The 14,901-nt window shown below is 39.0% G+C and carries 20 protein-coding genes; 9 read left to right on the top strand and 11 right to left on the bottom strand.

Translation table 11 applies throughout. From position 1 onward, the window contains the following. Positions 1 to 227: 227 nt before the first annotated feature. Together MHB42_RS02605 and MHB42_RS02600 are read right to left on the bottom strand one after the other, a co-directional pair. The gene (locus MHB42_RS02605) at positions 228 to 1,529 is read right to left on the bottom strand and encodes an HD domain-containing protein (protein WP_340804224.1); all 1,302 of its coding nucleotides are present in this window, start codon (positions 1,527 to 1,529) and stop codon (positions 228 to 230) included. A 211-nt stretch (positions 1,530 to 1,740) separates the two neighbouring features. Beyond that, positions 1,741 to 1,965 (bottom strand): DUF1450 domain-containing protein, encoded by a 225-nt coding sequence (locus MHB42_RS02600; protein WP_004227652.1) that lies wholly within the window; start codon positions 1,963 to 1,965, stop codon positions 1,741 to 1,743. Between the two features lie 235 nt (positions 1,966 to 2,200). Here MHB42_RS02600 and MHB42_RS02595 point away from each other — a divergent pair, with 235 nt between their 5' ends. Continuing rightward, complete coding sequence (locus MHB42_RS02595) at positions 2,201 to 2,851, top strand: RsfA family transcriptional regulator (RefSeq protein WP_340804223.1); 651 nt, start codon at positions 2,201 to 2,203, stop codon at positions 2,849 to 2,851. A gap of 278 nt (positions 2,852 to 3,129) precedes the next feature. Here the strand turns inward: MHB42_RS02595 and MHB42_RS02590 are convergent, their stop codons facing one another. Next, a complete protein-coding gene (locus MHB42_RS02590) occupies positions 3,130 to 3,963 on the bottom strand; it encodes a lipoate--protein ligase family protein (RefSeq protein ID WP_340804222.1) in 834 nt (277 codons plus the stop codon). 156 nt (positions 3,964 to 4,119) lie between these two features. Between MHB42_RS02590 and hemQ the strand changes: the two genes are divergently transcribed. Beyond that, entirely contained in the window at positions 4,120 to 4,869 is a 750-nt protein-coding gene (gene hemQ / locus MHB42_RS02585) for a hydrogen peroxide-dependent heme synthase (RefSeq protein ID WP_340804221.1), read from the top strand. Between the two features lie 43 nt (positions 4,870 to 4,912). Here hemQ and MHB42_RS02580 read toward each other — a convergent pair whose 3' ends face one another. Beyond that, positions 4,913 to 5,095, bottom strand: a complete 183-nt coding sequence (locus MHB42_RS02580; protein ID WP_340804220.1) for a hypothetical protein — start codon at positions 5,093 to 5,095, stop codon at positions 4,913 to 4,915. 105 nt (positions 5,096 to 5,200) lie between these two features. After that, positions 5,201 to 5,371 (bottom strand): hypothetical protein, encoded by a 171-nt coding sequence (locus MHB42_RS02575; RefSeq protein WP_340804219.1) that lies wholly within the window; start codon positions 5,369 to 5,371, stop codon positions 5,201 to 5,203. Between the two features lie 222 nt (positions 5,372 to 5,593). Here MHB42_RS02575 and MHB42_RS02570 point away from each other — a divergent pair, with 222 nt between their 5' ends. Beyond that, the gene (locus tag MHB42_RS02570) at positions 5,594 to 6,019 is read left to right on the top strand and encodes a cell wall hydrolase (protein ID WP_340804218.1); all 426 of its coding nucleotides are present in this window, start codon (positions 5,594 to 5,596) and stop codon (positions 6,017 to 6,019) included. Between the two features lie 22 nt (positions 6,020 to 6,041). Next, the gene (gene gerQ, locus MHB42_RS02565; RefSeq protein WP_053993174.1) at positions 6,042 to 6,380 is read left to right on the top strand and encodes a spore coat protein GerQ; all 339 of its coding nucleotides are present in this window, start codon (positions 6,042 to 6,044) and stop codon (positions 6,378 to 6,380) included. A 160-nt stretch (positions 6,381 to 6,540) separates the two neighbouring features. Here gerQ and MHB42_RS02560 read toward each other — a convergent pair whose 3' ends face one another. The 5 genes from MHB42_RS02560 to MHB42_RS02540 form a co-directional block, all read right to left on the bottom strand. Further along, positions 6,541 to 7,719 (bottom strand): amidohydrolase, encoded by a 1,179-nt coding sequence (locus MHB42_RS02560; RefSeq protein WP_340804215.1) that lies wholly within the window; start codon positions 7,717 to 7,719, stop codon positions 6,541 to 6,543. Between the two features lie 98 nt (positions 7,720 to 7,817). Further along, the gene (locus tag MHB42_RS02555) at positions 7,818 to 8,198 is read right to left on the bottom strand and encodes a DUF423 domain-containing protein (RefSeq protein ID WP_340804214.1); all 381 of its coding nucleotides are present in this window, start codon (positions 8,196 to 8,198) and stop codon (positions 7,818 to 7,820) included. A 29-nt stretch (positions 8,199 to 8,227) separates the two neighbouring features. Continuing rightward, a complete protein-coding gene (locus tag MHB42_RS02550) occupies positions 8,228 to 8,494 on the bottom strand; it encodes a YwdI family protein (RefSeq protein ID WP_340804213.1) in 267 nt (88 codons plus the stop codon). Beyond that, complete coding sequence (locus MHB42_RS02545) at positions 8,494 to 8,670, bottom strand: uracil-DNA glycosylase (protein ID WP_340804212.1); 177 nt, start codon at positions 8,668 to 8,670, stop codon at positions 8,494 to 8,496. Before MHB42_RS02545 ends, MHB42_RS02550 begins: the two co-directional genes overlap by 1 nt. A 75-nt stretch (positions 8,671 to 8,745) precedes the next feature. Continuing rightward, the gene (locus MHB42_RS02540; protein WP_340804211.1) at positions 8,746 to 9,423 is read right to left on the bottom strand and encodes a uracil-DNA glycosylase; all 678 of its coding nucleotides are present in this window, start codon (positions 9,421 to 9,423) and stop codon (positions 8,746 to 8,748) included. A 165-nt stretch (positions 9,424 to 9,588) separates the two neighbouring features. Here MHB42_RS02540 and thiD point away from each other — a divergent pair, with 165 nt between their 5' ends. From thiD to bshB2, 5 genes are all read left to right on the top strand, one after another. Further along, the gene (gene thiD, locus MHB42_RS02535) at positions 9,589 to 10,419 is read left to right on the top strand and encodes a bifunctional hydroxymethylpyrimidine kinase/phosphomethylpyrimidine kinase (RefSeq protein ID WP_340804209.1); all 831 of its coding nucleotides are present in this window, start codon (positions 9,589 to 9,591) and stop codon (positions 10,417 to 10,419) included. 110 nt (positions 10,420 to 10,529) lie between these two features. Further along, positions 10,530 to 10,811, top strand: a complete 282-nt coding sequence (locus tag MHB42_RS02530) for a hypothetical protein (RefSeq protein WP_340804208.1) — start codon at positions 10,530 to 10,532, stop codon at positions 10,809 to 10,811. A 468-nt stretch (positions 10,812 to 11,279) separates the two neighbouring features. Continuing rightward, the gene (locus MHB42_RS02525; protein ID WP_340804206.1) at positions 11,280 to 12,599 is read left to right on the top strand and encodes an IS1380 family transposase; all 1,320 of its coding nucleotides are present in this window, start codon (positions 11,280 to 11,282) and stop codon (positions 12,597 to 12,599) included. Positions 12,600 to 12,881: 282 nt separating this feature from the next. After that, a complete protein-coding gene (locus MHB42_RS02520) occupies positions 12,882 to 13,232 on the top strand; it encodes a YojF family protein (protein WP_340804205.1) in 351 nt (116 codons plus the stop codon). A 14-nt stretch (positions 13,233 to 13,246) separates the two neighbouring features. After that, entirely contained in the window at positions 13,247 to 13,936 is a 690-nt protein-coding gene (gene bshB2, locus MHB42_RS02515) for a bacillithiol biosynthesis deacetylase BshB2 (protein ID WP_340804204.1), read from the top strand. Between the two features lie 42 nt (positions 13,937 to 13,978). On the opposite strand, the gene MHB42_RS02510 is transcribed toward bshB2, so the two are convergent. Next, a complete protein-coding gene (locus MHB42_RS02510) occupies positions 13,979 to 14,722 on the bottom strand; it encodes a TerC family protein (protein ID WP_340804203.1) in 744 nt (247 codons plus the stop codon). Between the last annotated feature and the right edge of the window lie 179 nt (positions 14,723 to 14,901).

The following is a 14,901-nucleotide window of genomic DNA, read 5'->3' as shown; positions in this document are numbered from 1 at the left end:
CTAAAGACACACGACTTTTCTCATAAAACAAAACACTCTCATGACTTTTATCTCGTATCAAATGATGGTCCTCACCTCCTTTTAGATTTTGTACCTCATTATAACTAGTGGTACTGAACAACTTCTAAACATCCCAGTATTCACCAGTTCATTGCTCCCTTTACATATAAAAAAGCAGTAAACAATCGCTCCTGTTGAGCGTGTTTACTGCTTTACGGTTTTATCTGTTATTTTCCTAGTATTGCTAAAATTTGCTGTTTCACATTTGCATGTGTTGAATCGTCCTCTAAAAAATCCAATGGGAAATATACTTTATGGTCACGTTTCATACGACCTGAAATGGAATCAACAATAATCGATTCCCGTGATAGCTCACGTAATTCGCCATTTTTCATTTCTAAAAAGATCGGCACACGCACTTCTTCCTCACCAGGTCTATAAAAATCATAGGGTAGGTCTGCTGTTGTATCATGCACAAGGTAATAGTCTGGATTTAATTCCGCCTGCCTAAAAAGCTCCTGTAGCTTTTGATATTTTTCTAGCTCAACACCAGGGTCTAAATCAATGTACTGAAATAGCTTACGATTCACAAAGCGACGACTTAAATCGCTAAGAATGCTATCCTCCTCTTGCATCCATAGTTGAAAATATGTAAATAAAATACTTTCATCTAATGCAAGATAATCATTCAATGTAATCTTATTGCGGAAAAATGCTTGAAAGTGTGTTGGTTCATGCTTAAATGTATAGCCTGCCAAGCTTAACTGCTTCACACGCTTTAAAATATTATTTAAAATAACCTCTGCACTTCGTGATACGGGATGAAAGTAAATTTGCAAATACATTTGATAACGGCTCATAATATAATCCTCTACGGCATGCATGCCTGTTGCCTTAATAACAACTTGGTTTTTACGAGGGCGCATTACTCTTAAAATTCGTTCCATATCAAAGTGACCGTAGCTAACACCTGTAAAATAAGCGTCACGTTGCAAGTAATCCATACGATCTGCATCAATCTGACTTGAAATTAAACTAACAACCTGTTTATTTGGATATGTTTTTGCAATTACTTGCGATACCTTTTCAGGGAAATCAACCGCCACTTTTTTTAATACAGCATTTACTTCAGTATCTCCCAATAAAATTCGCCTTGTATAATATTCATGGTCAAGCTCAAAGACATTTTCAAAAGCATGCGAAAATGGCCCATGTCCTAAATCATGTAGTAAGGCTGCACATAGCACAAGGAGCCGCTCATCTTCATCCCAATCAGGACGACCTACAAAAATATCATCGACAATGCGGCGGACAATTTCATACACACCAAGAGAATGACTAAAGCGACTATGCTCTGCTCCATGAAACACTAAAAAGGTTGTGCCAAGCTGACGAATTCTGCGTAAACGTTGAAATTCTCTTGTCCCTACCAAATCCCATATCATTTGATCCCGTACATGCACATATCGATGAACAGGGTCTTTAAATACCTTTTCTTCTTGCAATTTAGCTTTTGCATAATGTGTCATTTGTACAGCACCCCCGTTTTATTATAGTTCTATTATATGCGATAAATATAGGACTAGCATACTTATTAAGCTTTTTCTATAGATACTAATAACCTATTCTGCCAAAAGTAAGAAACTCCCCTATGTTACTAGCATAAATATAACACCTATTTTTCCTTCTAGAAAAAATATAAGACTATCCCCCGCAAATAGAGATAGTCTTATGCTTGCCTTACTTTTTTAATTTTGCTAAAACCTTTTCCATTAGTTCATCTTCTGTTAATGCAGCAACAGGTCGGCTATTTACAAAGGTAAATGTTTTTTTACGTCCTGGGCCACAATAAGAATGACAGCCAATTTCGATGGTTGCATCAGGATCGATTTCCTTTAATTTTGGAATTAACGTTTTGAGGTTAACGGCCTGACATTCATCGCAAACTTTAAATTCGTTTGCCATTTTGTCAACAACCCTTTCTATATAGTATTTGGTGAAACAAAAATCGCTCTATTGAACGTATGACCTTCACATATTTAAGTATGTAGCATACGCACAAACCTACATCGGGTATTGTATCGTATTTTTCCCCTCCTATTCAAGCATAATTCCTTCTACATAGATGAATAAAAGGTTAAAAGATTGGTCATGCTAATCTTACAAAACAAGTACCAAATAAAGGTGGGAGGATTTTAAGATGAGTAAAGTAAGACAAGATGCTTGGTTAAAAGAAAACGATGAATTATTAGCAGAAGCGGTAATTCGTCATGTCACAGAGGGTAGCACACAGTTAAATGCCTTTGAAGAAGCTGGTGATGCATTAAATCGTACCGCTGCAGCATGTGGTTTTCGTTGGAATGCCGTTGTTCGTAAAGAATATGAGGAACAGTTAGCACAGGCTAAAAAAGAAAGAAAAGAGAGAATGCGAGTATTGGGCACACCAACAAGGCGTCGCGCTTCAAATATGTTTACAGTCAATAGCAGTGCTGCAGAGGGTAAATCCATTCCTCTTTCTGCGCTTTCACTTGATATTGTAATAGCTTATTTATTACGTTTACAGCATTCTGGTGAAGTAGGCAATGAATCTTCAAAATGGCGACAGCTTGTCCATGTAACGTCCGAGAAAAATAAAAAACTAGAGAAAACCATTGCCAAACTAGAAGAAGAAAACCGAGCAATCCGCAAAGATTATGAGCAATTTGTACAAATTATGAACCGTGCTAGACGACTTGTAACATTAGATGAAGAGGAAGAACGAGTTGCACCTGTCTTTAAGATGGAGAAAAACGGTAACCTTGTCACTAGCAATGCAGTTTATCAACAAGAAAACGGCGATGCGCTAAATTAGCAGCATCGCTCTTTTTATTGCGAAAGCGTAGTGCAACGTAGCGACAGCAATACTCGCTCTTTTTATTGCGAAAGCGTAGTGCAACGTAGCGACAGCAATACTCGCTCTTTTTATTGCGAAAGCGTAGTGCAACGTAGCGACAGCAATACTCGCTCTTTTTATTGCGAAAGCGTAGTGCAACGTAGCGACAGCAATACTCGCTCTTTTTATTGCGAAAGCGTAGTGCAACGTAGCGACAGCAATACTCGCCTTTTACTGCGAAAGCGAATACTCGCCCATTATTTACGTTCCAGCATTTTAGCATTACGTTCAAAAACACGCTGTAAATAAAAGCCGTACAATGTTAGTTCTTCATCATAAAAGGATTGTGGACGTACTTCGTTAGCTAAATCATGAAGCAACTGCTGCAAACGAATAACAACAGCCTCAACTGTTAAATCAGGATGAACAAGCTCTGCTAGAGATGCCATCACTTCTGGCACAATTTTAGGATAGGCAAATTTTGTTTGTTCTCCTTGTAAGCTTTCCTGATAAAAATCACGAATCAATGCTGCCCGCTGCGATCCGCTTCCTTCAACACATAAATAGACTTGCACAGCGACACCTTGACGCAAACGTCTTTGCGAAATCCCTGCAAATTTCTTCCCTGCAATACTTAAATCATAGGAGCCAGGGCAATAGGAGCCAACAATTTCATAGGCTTCAATTTTAGCAGTTACTTCTGGAAATAGTTGCTTAATAAGCTCTACCATCACATCATAGCCATCGTTAATACTCAGTGCCTCTATTTGCTCTGATAGCACAATAGAAATGTTAAGCACCCCTCGATCTAGTACAACGGCTAAACCACCAGAATTACGTACAATAGGATGATAGCCTCTAGACTTTAGCAGCTCCATGCCCTGCTGCACATAAGGCAAGCGATGATCTTGAATACCTAGCACAACAGATGCCTCATGCACCCATGTACGAACAGTTGGTGGTGATGCTAATTGCCCGACTAATTGACATAGCGTATCATCCGTTGCAAAGGATTCTAATGGCGAGCGTTGCCTTGCACTAATGGATTGATCGTAATAACGCCAAATCGGCTGCTGTAAAATACTTTTCATAATAGGTACTCCTCTAACCATATCTCTTCTCTTTAGCATACATCATCTATAGTTGTTGTCAAATTCGTGAAATACAGTCATGAACTTAGGGATTTTGCCCAAACTATGATAAACTAACATTTGAATGGTATGCATTTAAAAAGGAGTGTTTGAATAATGAATGAAGCAGCAATTACATTAGATGGTTGGTACGCTTTACATGATTTTCGCTCAATTGACTGGGCTTCATGGAAACTTGTTTCTGCGGAAGAACGTCAAGCAGCAGTAGAGGAATTTATTGCTTACTTAGAAAAATTGAACGAAGCTGATATTGCTAAAACAGGTGCTCACGCCTTTTATGCAATCGTTGGTCAAAAGGCTGACTTTATGATTATGACATTGCGTGAAACAATGGATGAATTACAGGAGCTTGAAGCAGAATTTAACAAATTAGCTATTGCTGATTTTACAATTCCTACATATTCATATGTATCTGTTGTGGAGCTTTCTAACTATTTAGCTGGCGAATCAAATGAAGACCCATACCAAAATCCGCATGTACGTGCTCGCCTATATCCTGAGCTTCCACGTGCGAAATATGTATGCTTCTACCCAATGGATAAACGTCGTCAAGGTGATGATAACTGGTATATGCTATCAATGGACGAGCGTAAATCATTAATGCGTTCTCACGGAATGATTGGCCGCGGCTATGCTGGTAAAGTAAAGCAAATTATTACTGGCTCTGTTGGCTTTGACGATCATGAATGGGGCGTAACATTATTTGCTGATGATGTTCTGCAATTCAAAAAACTAGTATATGAAATGCGCTTTGATGAAGTTTCCGCTCGCTATGGTGAGTTCGGTGAATTTTTCGTTGGTAACCTACTTGATAACGATAAATTGGTTAAATTCCTAACAGTTTAATACTAAAAATAAAATGCGAGCCCTCAACAATGGACTCGCATTTTTAATATTCATTTTCCTCACTCTTCTCGGATTCCAGTATTAAAACAATAATATGAATAAAAAAGCCAAACAGCACCATTAAAAAAATTAGATACCAATCATATGGTTGATGATAATATTCGGCTATGCCCACTGCTAAAAACGCACTAATAGTAATGGCTATAACTATACTTAAAAAACGCATTGTGATACTCCTTCATACATATTTTAATTTTAGTATGGCTTGTTCAATGGTTTATATACTTATGCAATAAAAAGAAAGTGCCACCATTGTTATGATGACACCCTCCTATGAACGTTCGTCCTTTACTTTTAAAATTAAAATAATCGTGTGAATAAAAAGACCCACAACGATGATTAAAATAAAGAGATACCAATGAAGCGGCTGTCCATAAAAATCACCAAGTAAAAATGCTAACACCGCACTTAATAAAATACCGAACCAAACCCCAGTTTCCATGACTGTCACCTCACATGTATTGAATACACATGCAATTCGTTGATCTCATTTTCCCCTATTTATATCTGTTTTTTATTTACCCGCTTTTAATAAAAATTATAGCTTTCCGTACATTTTCATTACTATTACTATATGCGTAGTAGTTTTAAATTGTGAACGGCTTTCTTCATAAAATCGAACATGTCTTCAATACCTACGTGCATATACTGACTGCGAGGAGGTATGAAAATCGCTGTTATTAAGACGAATGATGCACAAACAGCCCTATTAGCAAGGCTTATGCGAGCTGAAGCAGAAGGTGAAGGCGAGCTAGGTATGTTAATGGTCGGGAATGTTGGTGTAAATCGTGTACGGGGGGATTGTTTAGACTTCGGGGATATTCGAACAATTGAGCAGATGGTTTATCAGCGTCCAGGAGGCTTTGAAGCGACACAAAAAAGTTATTTTTATCAACGAGCGCGTGAACAAGATATACGTTTAGCAAAAAGGGTGATTCAAGGAGAACGATTCCATCCTGCCACTCGTTCCTTATGGTTCTTTATGCCAGCAGGTGAATGTCCTGCACAATGGTATGGGCAATGGAATACAGGCAGATTCAAATCTCATTGCTTTTTCTCGCCAACTGAACAAGATTGTCCTCAAATTTAAAAAGAAAGTAGGTTGATGATTAATGATGCCTTATTATTGGACACCAACAACCCAACAGCAAATGACTCCTCCTCCGGTAACAATTCCTAGCGGGCGACCACCCGGCCGTGAGGAGTCCTATATAGAAAATATTTTACGATTGAATCGTGGTAAGCCTGCAACCTTCCATTTTTCCTTTGAAAATGCGGTGGAGCAAGGCAAAAGTACAAAAACGGTGCGTGGCGTAGTAGAAGCTGCTGGCCGAGATCATGTTATTATTCGTGAGCTTAAATCAAATCATCGCTTCCTATTCCCTATGATTTACTTTGACTTTGCGGAATATGATGAGGAAATGGCTTATTTTAATCAAAATCCATCTTAATGGCTCCTACAATCTAGAATTCTTTTGCTTTTACCCGCGATGTTGAGGTGAATACCCGCGGAATCAGAGCCTTTACTCGCGAATTCAAATCTTTTACCTGCGAAGCCAATTAAGTCAAAAACCCCTCATACGCCTAGCATATAGCGTATGGGGGGTTTAATTATTCATGATTACTTAAGTATATTAATGTCGCTTTCCCTAAAGTTTTAGCAGCTATAAGCATAGCACGTTCATCAAAGTCAAAGCGTGCATGATGATGAGGAAATGCCGTTTCCCATTCTGGCTTTTTTGCCCCTGTTATAAAAAATGTGCCTGGCACTTTTTCTAAATAATAAGCAAAATCTTCACCTACCATAAACGGTGGACATATTTTCACTTGCTCTACGCCTGGTACAGTGGATGCTAGCTGTGTGACAAACGCCGTTTCCTTTGAATGATTATAAACAGGTGGATACCCTCTTGTATAACGATAATCATAGCTTGCACCAAATGCCAGGCAAGTTGCATGCAATACTGCCTCTAGTTCCTGTTCTATTTGTGTGCGCACCTCATCCTCAAAAGTGCGAATTGTGCCTGCTAAAACAACACGTTCAGCAATCACATTAAATGGATTAATAGCTTCAAAATGACCAATTGTTAATACAGCCGACTTTAAAGGGTCAATACGTCGAGAAATAAGCTGCTGTGCACTCACTACAAATTGTGATGCAAGAGTAATAGCATCAATGGAATGGTGTGGCTCTGCACCATGACCGCCCTTTCCATGAATTGTAATTTCCACTTTATCAGCAGCAGCCATAATAGCTCCTTCCCTTACGGAAATTTCTCCTAATGGCGTAGGAGCCCATAAATGTGTGCCAAAAATAGCATCTACACCATCTAAGCAGCCATCCTCTATCATCGGCTTTGCTCCCCCTGGTGCTACCTCTTCCGCATGCTGATGAATAAACACTATATTTCCTGCAATTTCATCCTTCATTGCATTTAATGCCTTGGCTAGCCCTAGTAATGTTGCTGTATGACCATCATGTCCACAGGCATGCATTTTGCCAGCAACCTTTGACTTATAAGGCACATCATTTTCTTCCTGTATTGCTAATGCATCAAAATCAGCTCGTAATGCCACTGTTTTTCCTGGTTTCCCACCATGCAATACAGCTACAACCCCACGTCCACCTACATGCTCACGCACAGCATGACCTAATTCTCTATGAAATGCAGCAATATAAGCAGGTGTTTCTACCTCTTCAAAGGATAATTCAGGATGTTCATGTAAATGGCGGCGAACCCTCACCATCTCATCATAATTTTGATCAATTAATGCAAAGAGTTTATCCACGCTTTGTAACCTCACTTTTTAGATTTTCGAAATATTCCAAATAATACTAACGAATAAAACTCTCTTCCATCACAATGTAAGAGAGTTATCATCTACTATTACCGAGCATGTTTTAAAGCAGCCACTATTATTAGTAGCCAGCCTGCTAAAAACAGCACACCACCAATTGGCGTTATCGCACCTAATACCTTAATGCCACTAATCGCCAATACATATAAGCTACCTGAAAAGAAAACAATACCAAGGTTAAAGAAAATACCAGCTATATTTAATTGTTTAATATTTCCTAATAGCTTCGTACTCATTAATAAGCCAATTACCAATAAGCCAGTCGCATGAAACATTTGATACTGAACGGCTGTTTCCCAAATACCTTGACCATAATCATCTAAAATTTCCTTTAATGCATGTGCACCAAATGCGCCCAATGCTACTGCTAAGAGGCCATGAAGAGCACCTGTTACAATAAACTTTTTCATTTTTTCATTACCCTACCCTTTAAAATGACTTAAAAATCAAAAATGGAATCACCATTCGCGTCATCCTCTTCAATTTTTGATGTGTACAAACTTGAAGGCTTTGTTTCTGACACAAGCATTTGTGGTAAAGGCTTAGATGGTGTTATGGATGCTGTATGATTTGGTGACTCTAACACCACATCACATAAAGCGCGTATCGCTATTAGTGCCTCACGAATTTGCTGATCATTCCCTGCATTTTTTGCACCAGATAATTGTTTTTCAAGTTGTTGTATCACGGCTTGATAAGGAATCATTATATTCTCCCACTTTCTGCTTTTGGTACAAATTTCAAACAGTCCGTACCTGAGGATTGCTTGACGACAACGGATGGTATTTGCTTTGTTTTAAAGCCATATGCAGTGCAGGCACGTGGCGCTTTAGGGTCCCAAGTTACCTTAAAAAACTGACATTTGAAACAATTTACCTTCATCGTTGTCCCTCGCTTTCTTCTATCATAACTGTATCACGCTTTCCGTCATGTATAAAGTAAACGATTTGTGCCAATCTAAGCTAAACACCAATCAATCGGCTGCTTGCCCCAAGCTACTAATTGCTCATTAATTTTCGAGTATGGTTTACTACCAAAAAATCCACGATGAGCACTTAATGGGCTTGGGTGTGGCGCTTCTAATATGACATGCGGTGTTGGATGTTGACGAATTAACGGCTTTTTACGTTGTGCAGGTCTTCCCCATAAAACAAAAATCAGAGGCTCCTCTCTCGCTGCTAATTTATCAATTACGGCATCCGTAAATTGCTCCCAGCCCTGCTCTTTATGAGAATGGGCTTGCCCTGCTCGAACAGTAAGCACCGTGTTTAATAGCATAACACCTTGTTCTGCCCATTTTGTTAATGTGCCATCCTGAGGAACTGGACAGCCCAAATCGTCCCGTAGCTCTTGTAGCATATTTCGTAGGCTAGGTGGATGAGGAATACCTGGCTTCACTGAAAAGCTTAGACCATGTGCCTGATTTGGACCATGGTAAGGGTCTTGTCCTAAAATAACAACCTTTACATCCTGATAAGCCGTTGTATAAAATGCATTCATAACATCGCTCATTGGTGGATAAATAGTTTGTGTTGAATATTCATGTGCAACAAATTGACGTAGTTTTTGATAATATGGCTTTTCTAGCTCTTCTGCCAGTATTGTTTGCCAATCATTCGGGAATATTTGCTTCATCTTTTTATTAGCCCCCTTCTTTTCTTACAACGGTACAAAAAAATAACGATGAATTCAAGCATCAGCTTAAACTGACCTTATAAAAATATTATACTCTGGCTATTTTTATAGAACCAGAATCAGCTTATACTAGATGGTAATTTTCAACTAAAAGGAGATTTTCATATGGCTCTTAAAAAAACATTAACAATTGCTGGTTCGGATACATCAGGCGGCGCAGGGATGCAGGCTGACCTTAAAACATTTCAGGAGCATGGTACATATGGTATGGTGGCATTAACAGTTATCGTAACAATGAACCCGAATGGCTGGACACACAATGTCACACCATTGCCAACTGAACTTTTGCAAAAGCAAATTGATACAGCACTTTCAACAGGTGTTGATGCCATTAAAACAGGGATGCTATCAACAGAGGAGATTATTCGTCTTGCTGGAGAAGCGATTGCTAAATCAGGTACTACAAATGTAGTCATTGACCCTGTGATGGTATGTAAAGGGGATGATGAAGTATTAAACCCCGGTAATACAGATGCAATGATACAGCACCTTCTACCACTAGCAGCTGTGACAACGCCTAACCTTTTTGAGGCTGGGCAATTAGCTGGAACAGGTACGCCTAAAACAATTGATGACATGAAAGCAGCGGCTCGTAAAATTCATGAGCTAGGAGCTAACGCTGTTGTGATTAAAGGTGGAAAAGCATTAGCAACAGAAAAAGCAACAGACCTCTTCTTTGATGGGGAAAAATTCCATTTATTAGAATCTGAAAAAGTTGCTTCTACGTATAATCATGGTGCTGGTTGTACATTTGCCGCTTCTGTCACAGCAAACCTTGCAAATGGTCTTTCAGTAATGGAGGCTGTTGTTGAGGCGAAAGAATTTGTTTCTGCTGCTATTGCACACGGCTGGGCACTTAATGACTATGTTGGTCCTGTTATGCACGGCGCAAAATCTCGCTTTGGTGCTCCTCAAGTAACCATAACGGAAATTTAACAATGAAAGGCATCTAATTATCATGATGCCTTTTTATTGTATTTCAAAAATGGACAAGATACGTTCAACGTGCCTATCCCATATATTAGCTGTATACGGGAGGGGAAAAGATGAAAAAACATAAGTTAGAGGACTTAATCGAGGAATCAGGGTTATTAGCTGGAGATATTACCTCTGCAAAAGTTGAAGTCATTGCTTCCATTGTTTTAACGTTCGGTTATTCATTATCTACCCTCGCCACAATCTTAGCTTTACAGGAAGAGGAAGAATTAGCACAAAGCAAAACGGCTGAAACACAAGACCAAAATTTTTATATACAGGAAATGTATAAGCAGCTACAAAACGTCAACAATCGCTTAGATACGATTGAGCGAAAGCTTTATCGTTTCTAACAAATACATAGCCTTATAAAAAAAAGAGATTCTCCGTCATAAAAGAGAATCTCTTTTTTTTATTATTCGCCCCCAGCTATGTCTTATAGCACATTGAAGGAATATCATCTATTGTACCAAGATAGAAGTTATGTTTTAAATCCCTTCAATCGCCAAAGCCATCAATTGGGAGCAATTACGGTTGTAATACCTTGTCAAACGCGAAGCCATTGCCTGTAATTTAGACAAGCTGCTTCCACATCCCTATATTGATACATTACAATAATTTTTTCAAGAATATTGCTTATATCTTTAGCATAGATATATAGATGATCCCTAATTATTCACACCCAAATACAAAATCCCACAGGAAAGGCGATTTATCGCCTTTCCTGTGGGATTCTCTTTTTCACTAAAAAAATGAAAAAAGAATCCATTTCTGTTAAGGTTAAATCGACCAAGAACTAACCAAAAGAAAGGATTCTTCTCATGATTAGATTACCGCAAACAACACTTCATTTCAATCACCAACTGAAATTAACTCACGATGGAGGTGAGCTTTCTTCTGATACAGGCCAATTTATCTTCCGTGAGTTCGATGAAAAAATCGGCTTTTCCAAAACAATCGCCAAACACCTTCACTTAAAAGATGAGCGTTCTTACTGTATCCATGACAATATGGAACTTCTTCGTCAAAAAATATATCAGCTCATCGCAGGCTATCACGAGGATGACGCAGCGGATACATTAACGCACGATCCAGTTTTCACGCGTGTACTTGGAAAACCAGCACTTGCATCTCAGCCATCTTTATCTCGATTTTTCAAACGCTTTGACAAACAGGCACTCCAACAACTTCAAGCGGCGAATCAAGAACTACTGGACCGGGTGCATCAGTTACGTCAATCGACGACTCTTTTAATTGATCTGGATTCGTCTCATGCGGATACATATGGCAAGCAAGAAAATGCCTCATACAATAGCCATTACGGCACAGTCGGCTTTCATCCACTCGTTGCGTTTGACGGCTTCACCGGTGATTTTTTAAAAGCGCAGCTACGCCCAGGGAATAGGTATACATCAAACGGTGTCGTGGAATTTGTCCGCCCTTTACTGGATCATTACAACGAAAACTTTCCCGAAACGACAACACTCGTGCGTGGTGATAGCGGCTTCGCAGTACCCGACTTATACAAACTTTGCGAAGATGAATCGGTCTATTACATCATTCGTTTAAAGTCGAACGCCAGACTGAAAGCACTTGCGGAAGAACTACATCCAACATCTGAAATCCGTGATGTCACAAAAGCCGAACGTTATGTGGAGGAGTCAATCTATCAGGCTGGTTCATGGAATACGTCACGTCGCATCATTATTCAGTCTACACGCCCAGCAGGTGAACTGTTCTTCACCCATGCCTTTTTCGTCACAAATTTAAGCGAAACTGCCTTTTCACCGGAAGCCATTCTCACGTCCTATCAAAAACGTGGCGCAATGGAAAACTTCATTAAAGAGGCGAAAGATGGCTTCGGATTCGATCAAATGAAAAGCCATGATTTCCAAGTGAACGAAGCACGCATGATGATCAGTTTACTCGCCTACAATTTAACGAATTGGTTACGTACATTAACGTTTCCATCTGCGAAAAATGGGCTTCAAATCCAAACCATTCGCACACGGTTAATTAAAGTTGCCAGTAAACTTGTAAAATCTGGTCGTTACCTGCATTTCAAATTAGCGTCCAGCTTCGTCTATGCGCGCTTCTTTTCAGACATTCTGACCAGAGTGCAGCAGCTTTCCACCAACTAGATCACTTTTTTAAAAAATCGAACCCGTACCAAGGGATAAGTCTGCCTAAAAACAGGTAAATTCCCATTTTTTAAGTATCAACTGGCCTAAATCATTTATTCCTCCATTTAAATTCCAGAGAAACTTGGTCTGTGATAAGAAATATGACAAAACGAACTCAGGTCAGTTAGCTATGAATAATTCGGGATGATGATTAATTTGTCATTATAAAAGCAATCAATTTCCCTTTCTAAATTTTTTTTACTATACTTATAAGTATAAATAATCGAGAGGAGTGTTAAGATGCAAGAAGTACAAGTAGAAACGTTGCAGGAATTATTAAATTCTTTCGCCAACAAAGACGTTTATATTCATCTTGAGACGACAAACGGTTCTTACGCAGCACACTACGACGAACAATTCTTTAACGCAGGTGCTTTTATTCGCAACGCCAAAATCAATTATGAGCTTGCTAAAGTCGTAGACAAAGCGCCCCATCGTGTTGGTTTAAAATTACCGCATGGCTGGGTTTATGCACAAGGTATTACACACTATGAATTAGATGATTTAGGCCGTTTATTAATGGCTGGATTAGATTACACTGGAAAACTAGCAATTGCGTTAGAAATTAGCGAAACACCATTTACTTATTAAGGGGGATGACTATTTTGGATTTACAACCACAACGTCATATTTTAATTGTTTACCCTCACCCAGACGATGAGGCTTTTTCAGTTGCTGGAACAATCGCCTACTATACAAAAAAGATGAATACACCTGTTACATATGCCTGCTTAACATTAGGCGAGATGGGGCGTAATTTAGGAAATCCACCGTTTGCAACACGCGAATCCTTACCAGAAATTCGCCGCAAAGAATTAGTTGCAGCCGCAGAAGCCATGGGTATTCAAGATTTACGTATGCTCGGCTTCCGAGATAAAACAATTGAATTTGAAGATGATGAAAAAATGGTAAAGCTTGTAGAAGGATTGATTGAGGAGCTTACACCATCTCTTATCTTTACATTTTTACCGGGCTTTGCTGTTCATCCTGACCACGAAGCAACGGCACGTGCTGTTGTTGAGGCTGTACGCCGTATGCCAAAAGCTGCTCGCCCACAAATATTAGCCTGTGCGTTTGCAAACGATACGGTTGAAAAAAATGGTGAGCCACATATTGTCTACGATATTCGTGAAATGAAAATGGACAAAGTAAAAGCATTACAAGCACATGCCTCACAAACTGGCTGGATGATGCAGGAAACTGAAAAACGTATCGATAATGGTGAACCAATGAGTGAAAGCTGGCTAAGTGTTGAAAAATTCTATATTGTCGACCCTGATCAATATACAAACTAAAAAAAGACTCTGTTCTCACGCTTGGGAACAGAGCCTTTTTCATTAGGCAGTTTTTATTCTATTAATCATATGAACAACAAAAGTAATGGAAAAAGCAATTAATAAAAAGAGGAAAAATAAATAATGTGGCACATGGATTCCAATAACACTCACAAGCATTTTTATGCCAATAACACCAATAATAATAAAGGCAGTCGCTTCAAGCTCAGGGATTTTTTCAATAATCATTAAAAATACTCCTGCAATTGTCCTCATCATTAAAATACCCAACATCCCACCAACTAATAGCACCCACACCTGATTAGATACCGCAAAGGCAGCAAATATAGAGTCAATGGAAAAGGCAATATCCATCAGCTCCACTGAAATAACCGTCGCCCAAAATGTCCCGAAAATGCGTACCATCAGCCCTGATTTTTTCATCTCCTTCATCTGATCCTCCTGCCCTATTTGAAGAAAATGAGCGATACAAAGCCACCCTAAATATAAAGCGCCTAGCACTTTAATAAACCAAAACTCTACGAGATACACGCCGATTCCTATAAATAAAAACCTAAAAAAGTAGGCCCCTAGCATACCATACATTAATGCTCGCTTTCGTTGTTTATCTGGTAAATGTTTAACAAGAACGGCTAGGACTAGTGCATTATCCGCTGATAGTAAGCCTTCTATAAGTATTAAGGAAGAAATCAGTCCCCAAGATACAGGGTCTGTTAGCACCTCCTGCCACATCGCCCAATCGAAAAATTGCCTGTATGTAGATAAAATTCCTTGAATAATCTCCAACAGTCACCCTCCTATCGCTAGTCTAGTATATGCTTGACCATACTCGTTATGAGATTTTTTCAAGAAATCGCTTACATCACAAAATAGACACGGAAAATTTAGAATTTACTAAAAATTAATACCAAAAAGCTTATAAAATATGCTATCATAGATAAATGTTTTAAACGTATAACGGAGGA

The organism is Lysinibacillus sp. FSL K6-0232 (genome assembly GCF_038008325.1).
Classification (GTDB): domain Bacteria; phylum Bacillota; class Bacilli; order Bacillales_A; family Planococcaceae; genus Lysinibacillus.
Note: the sequence above shows the minus strand (reverse complement) of the source record. Positions and strands in the feature narration are given on the sequence as shown.

Coding starts and splice junctions, on each gene's coding strand:
- MHB42_RS02605 (WP_340804224.1), bottom strand. CDS start 1,529: ATGACACATTATGCAAAAGCTAAATTGCAAGAAGAAAAGGTATTTAAA.
- MHB42_RS02600 (WP_004227652.1), bottom strand. CDS start 1,965: ATGGCAAACGAATTTAAAGTTTGCGATGAATGTCAGGCCGTTAACCTC.
- MHB42_RS02595 (WP_340804223.1), top strand. CDS start 2,201: ATGAGTAAAGTAAGACAAGATGCTTGGTTAAAAGAAAACGATGAATTA.
- MHB42_RS02590 (WP_340804222.1), bottom strand. CDS start 3,963: ATGAAAAGTATTTTACAGCAGCCGATTTGGCGTTATTACGATCAATCC.
- hemQ (WP_340804221.1), top strand. CDS start 4,120: ATGAATGAAGCAGCAATTACATTAGATGGTTGGTACGCTTTACATGAT.
- MHB42_RS02580 (WP_340804220.1), bottom strand. CDS start 5,095: ATGCGTTTTTTAAGTATAGTTATAGCCATTACTATTAGTGCGTTTTTA.
- MHB42_RS02575 (WP_340804219.1), bottom strand. CDS start 5,371: ATGGAAACTGGGGTTTGGTTCGGTATTTTATTAAGTGCGGTGTTAGCA.
- MHB42_RS02570 (WP_340804218.1), top strand. CDS start 5,594: ATGAAAATCGCTGTTATTAAGACGAATGATGCACAAACAGCCCTATTA.
- gerQ (WP_053993174.1), top strand. CDS start 6,042: ATGATGCCTTATTATTGGACACCAACAACCCAACAGCAAATGACTCCT.
- MHB42_RS02555 (WP_340804214.1), bottom strand. CDS start 8,198: ATGAAAAAGTTTATTGTAACAGGTGCTCTTCATGGCCTCTTAGCAGTA.
- MHB42_RS02550 (WP_340804213.1), bottom strand. CDS start 8,494: ATGATTCCTTATCAAGCCGTGATACAACAACTTGAAAAACAATTATCT.
- MHB42_RS02545 (WP_340804212.1), bottom strand. CDS start 8,670: ATGAAGGTAAATTGTTTCAAATGTCAGTTTTTTAAGGTAACTTGGGAC.
- MHB42_RS02540 (WP_340804211.1), bottom strand. CDS start 9,423: ATGAAGCAAATATTCCCGAATGATTGGCAAACAATACTGGCAGAAGAG.
- thiD (WP_340804209.1), top strand. CDS start 9,589: ATGGCTCTTAAAAAAACATTAACAATTGCTGGTTCGGATACATCAGGC.
- MHB42_RS02530 (WP_340804208.1), top strand. CDS start 10,530: ATGAAAAAACATAAGTTAGAGGACTTAATCGAGGAATCAGGGTTATTA.
- MHB42_RS02525 (WP_340804206.1), top strand. CDS start 11,280: ATGATTAGATTACCGCAAACAACACTTCATTTCAATCACCAACTGAAA.
- MHB42_RS02520 (WP_340804205.1), top strand. CDS start 12,882: ATGCAAGAAGTACAAGTAGAAACGTTGCAGGAATTATTAAATTCTTTC.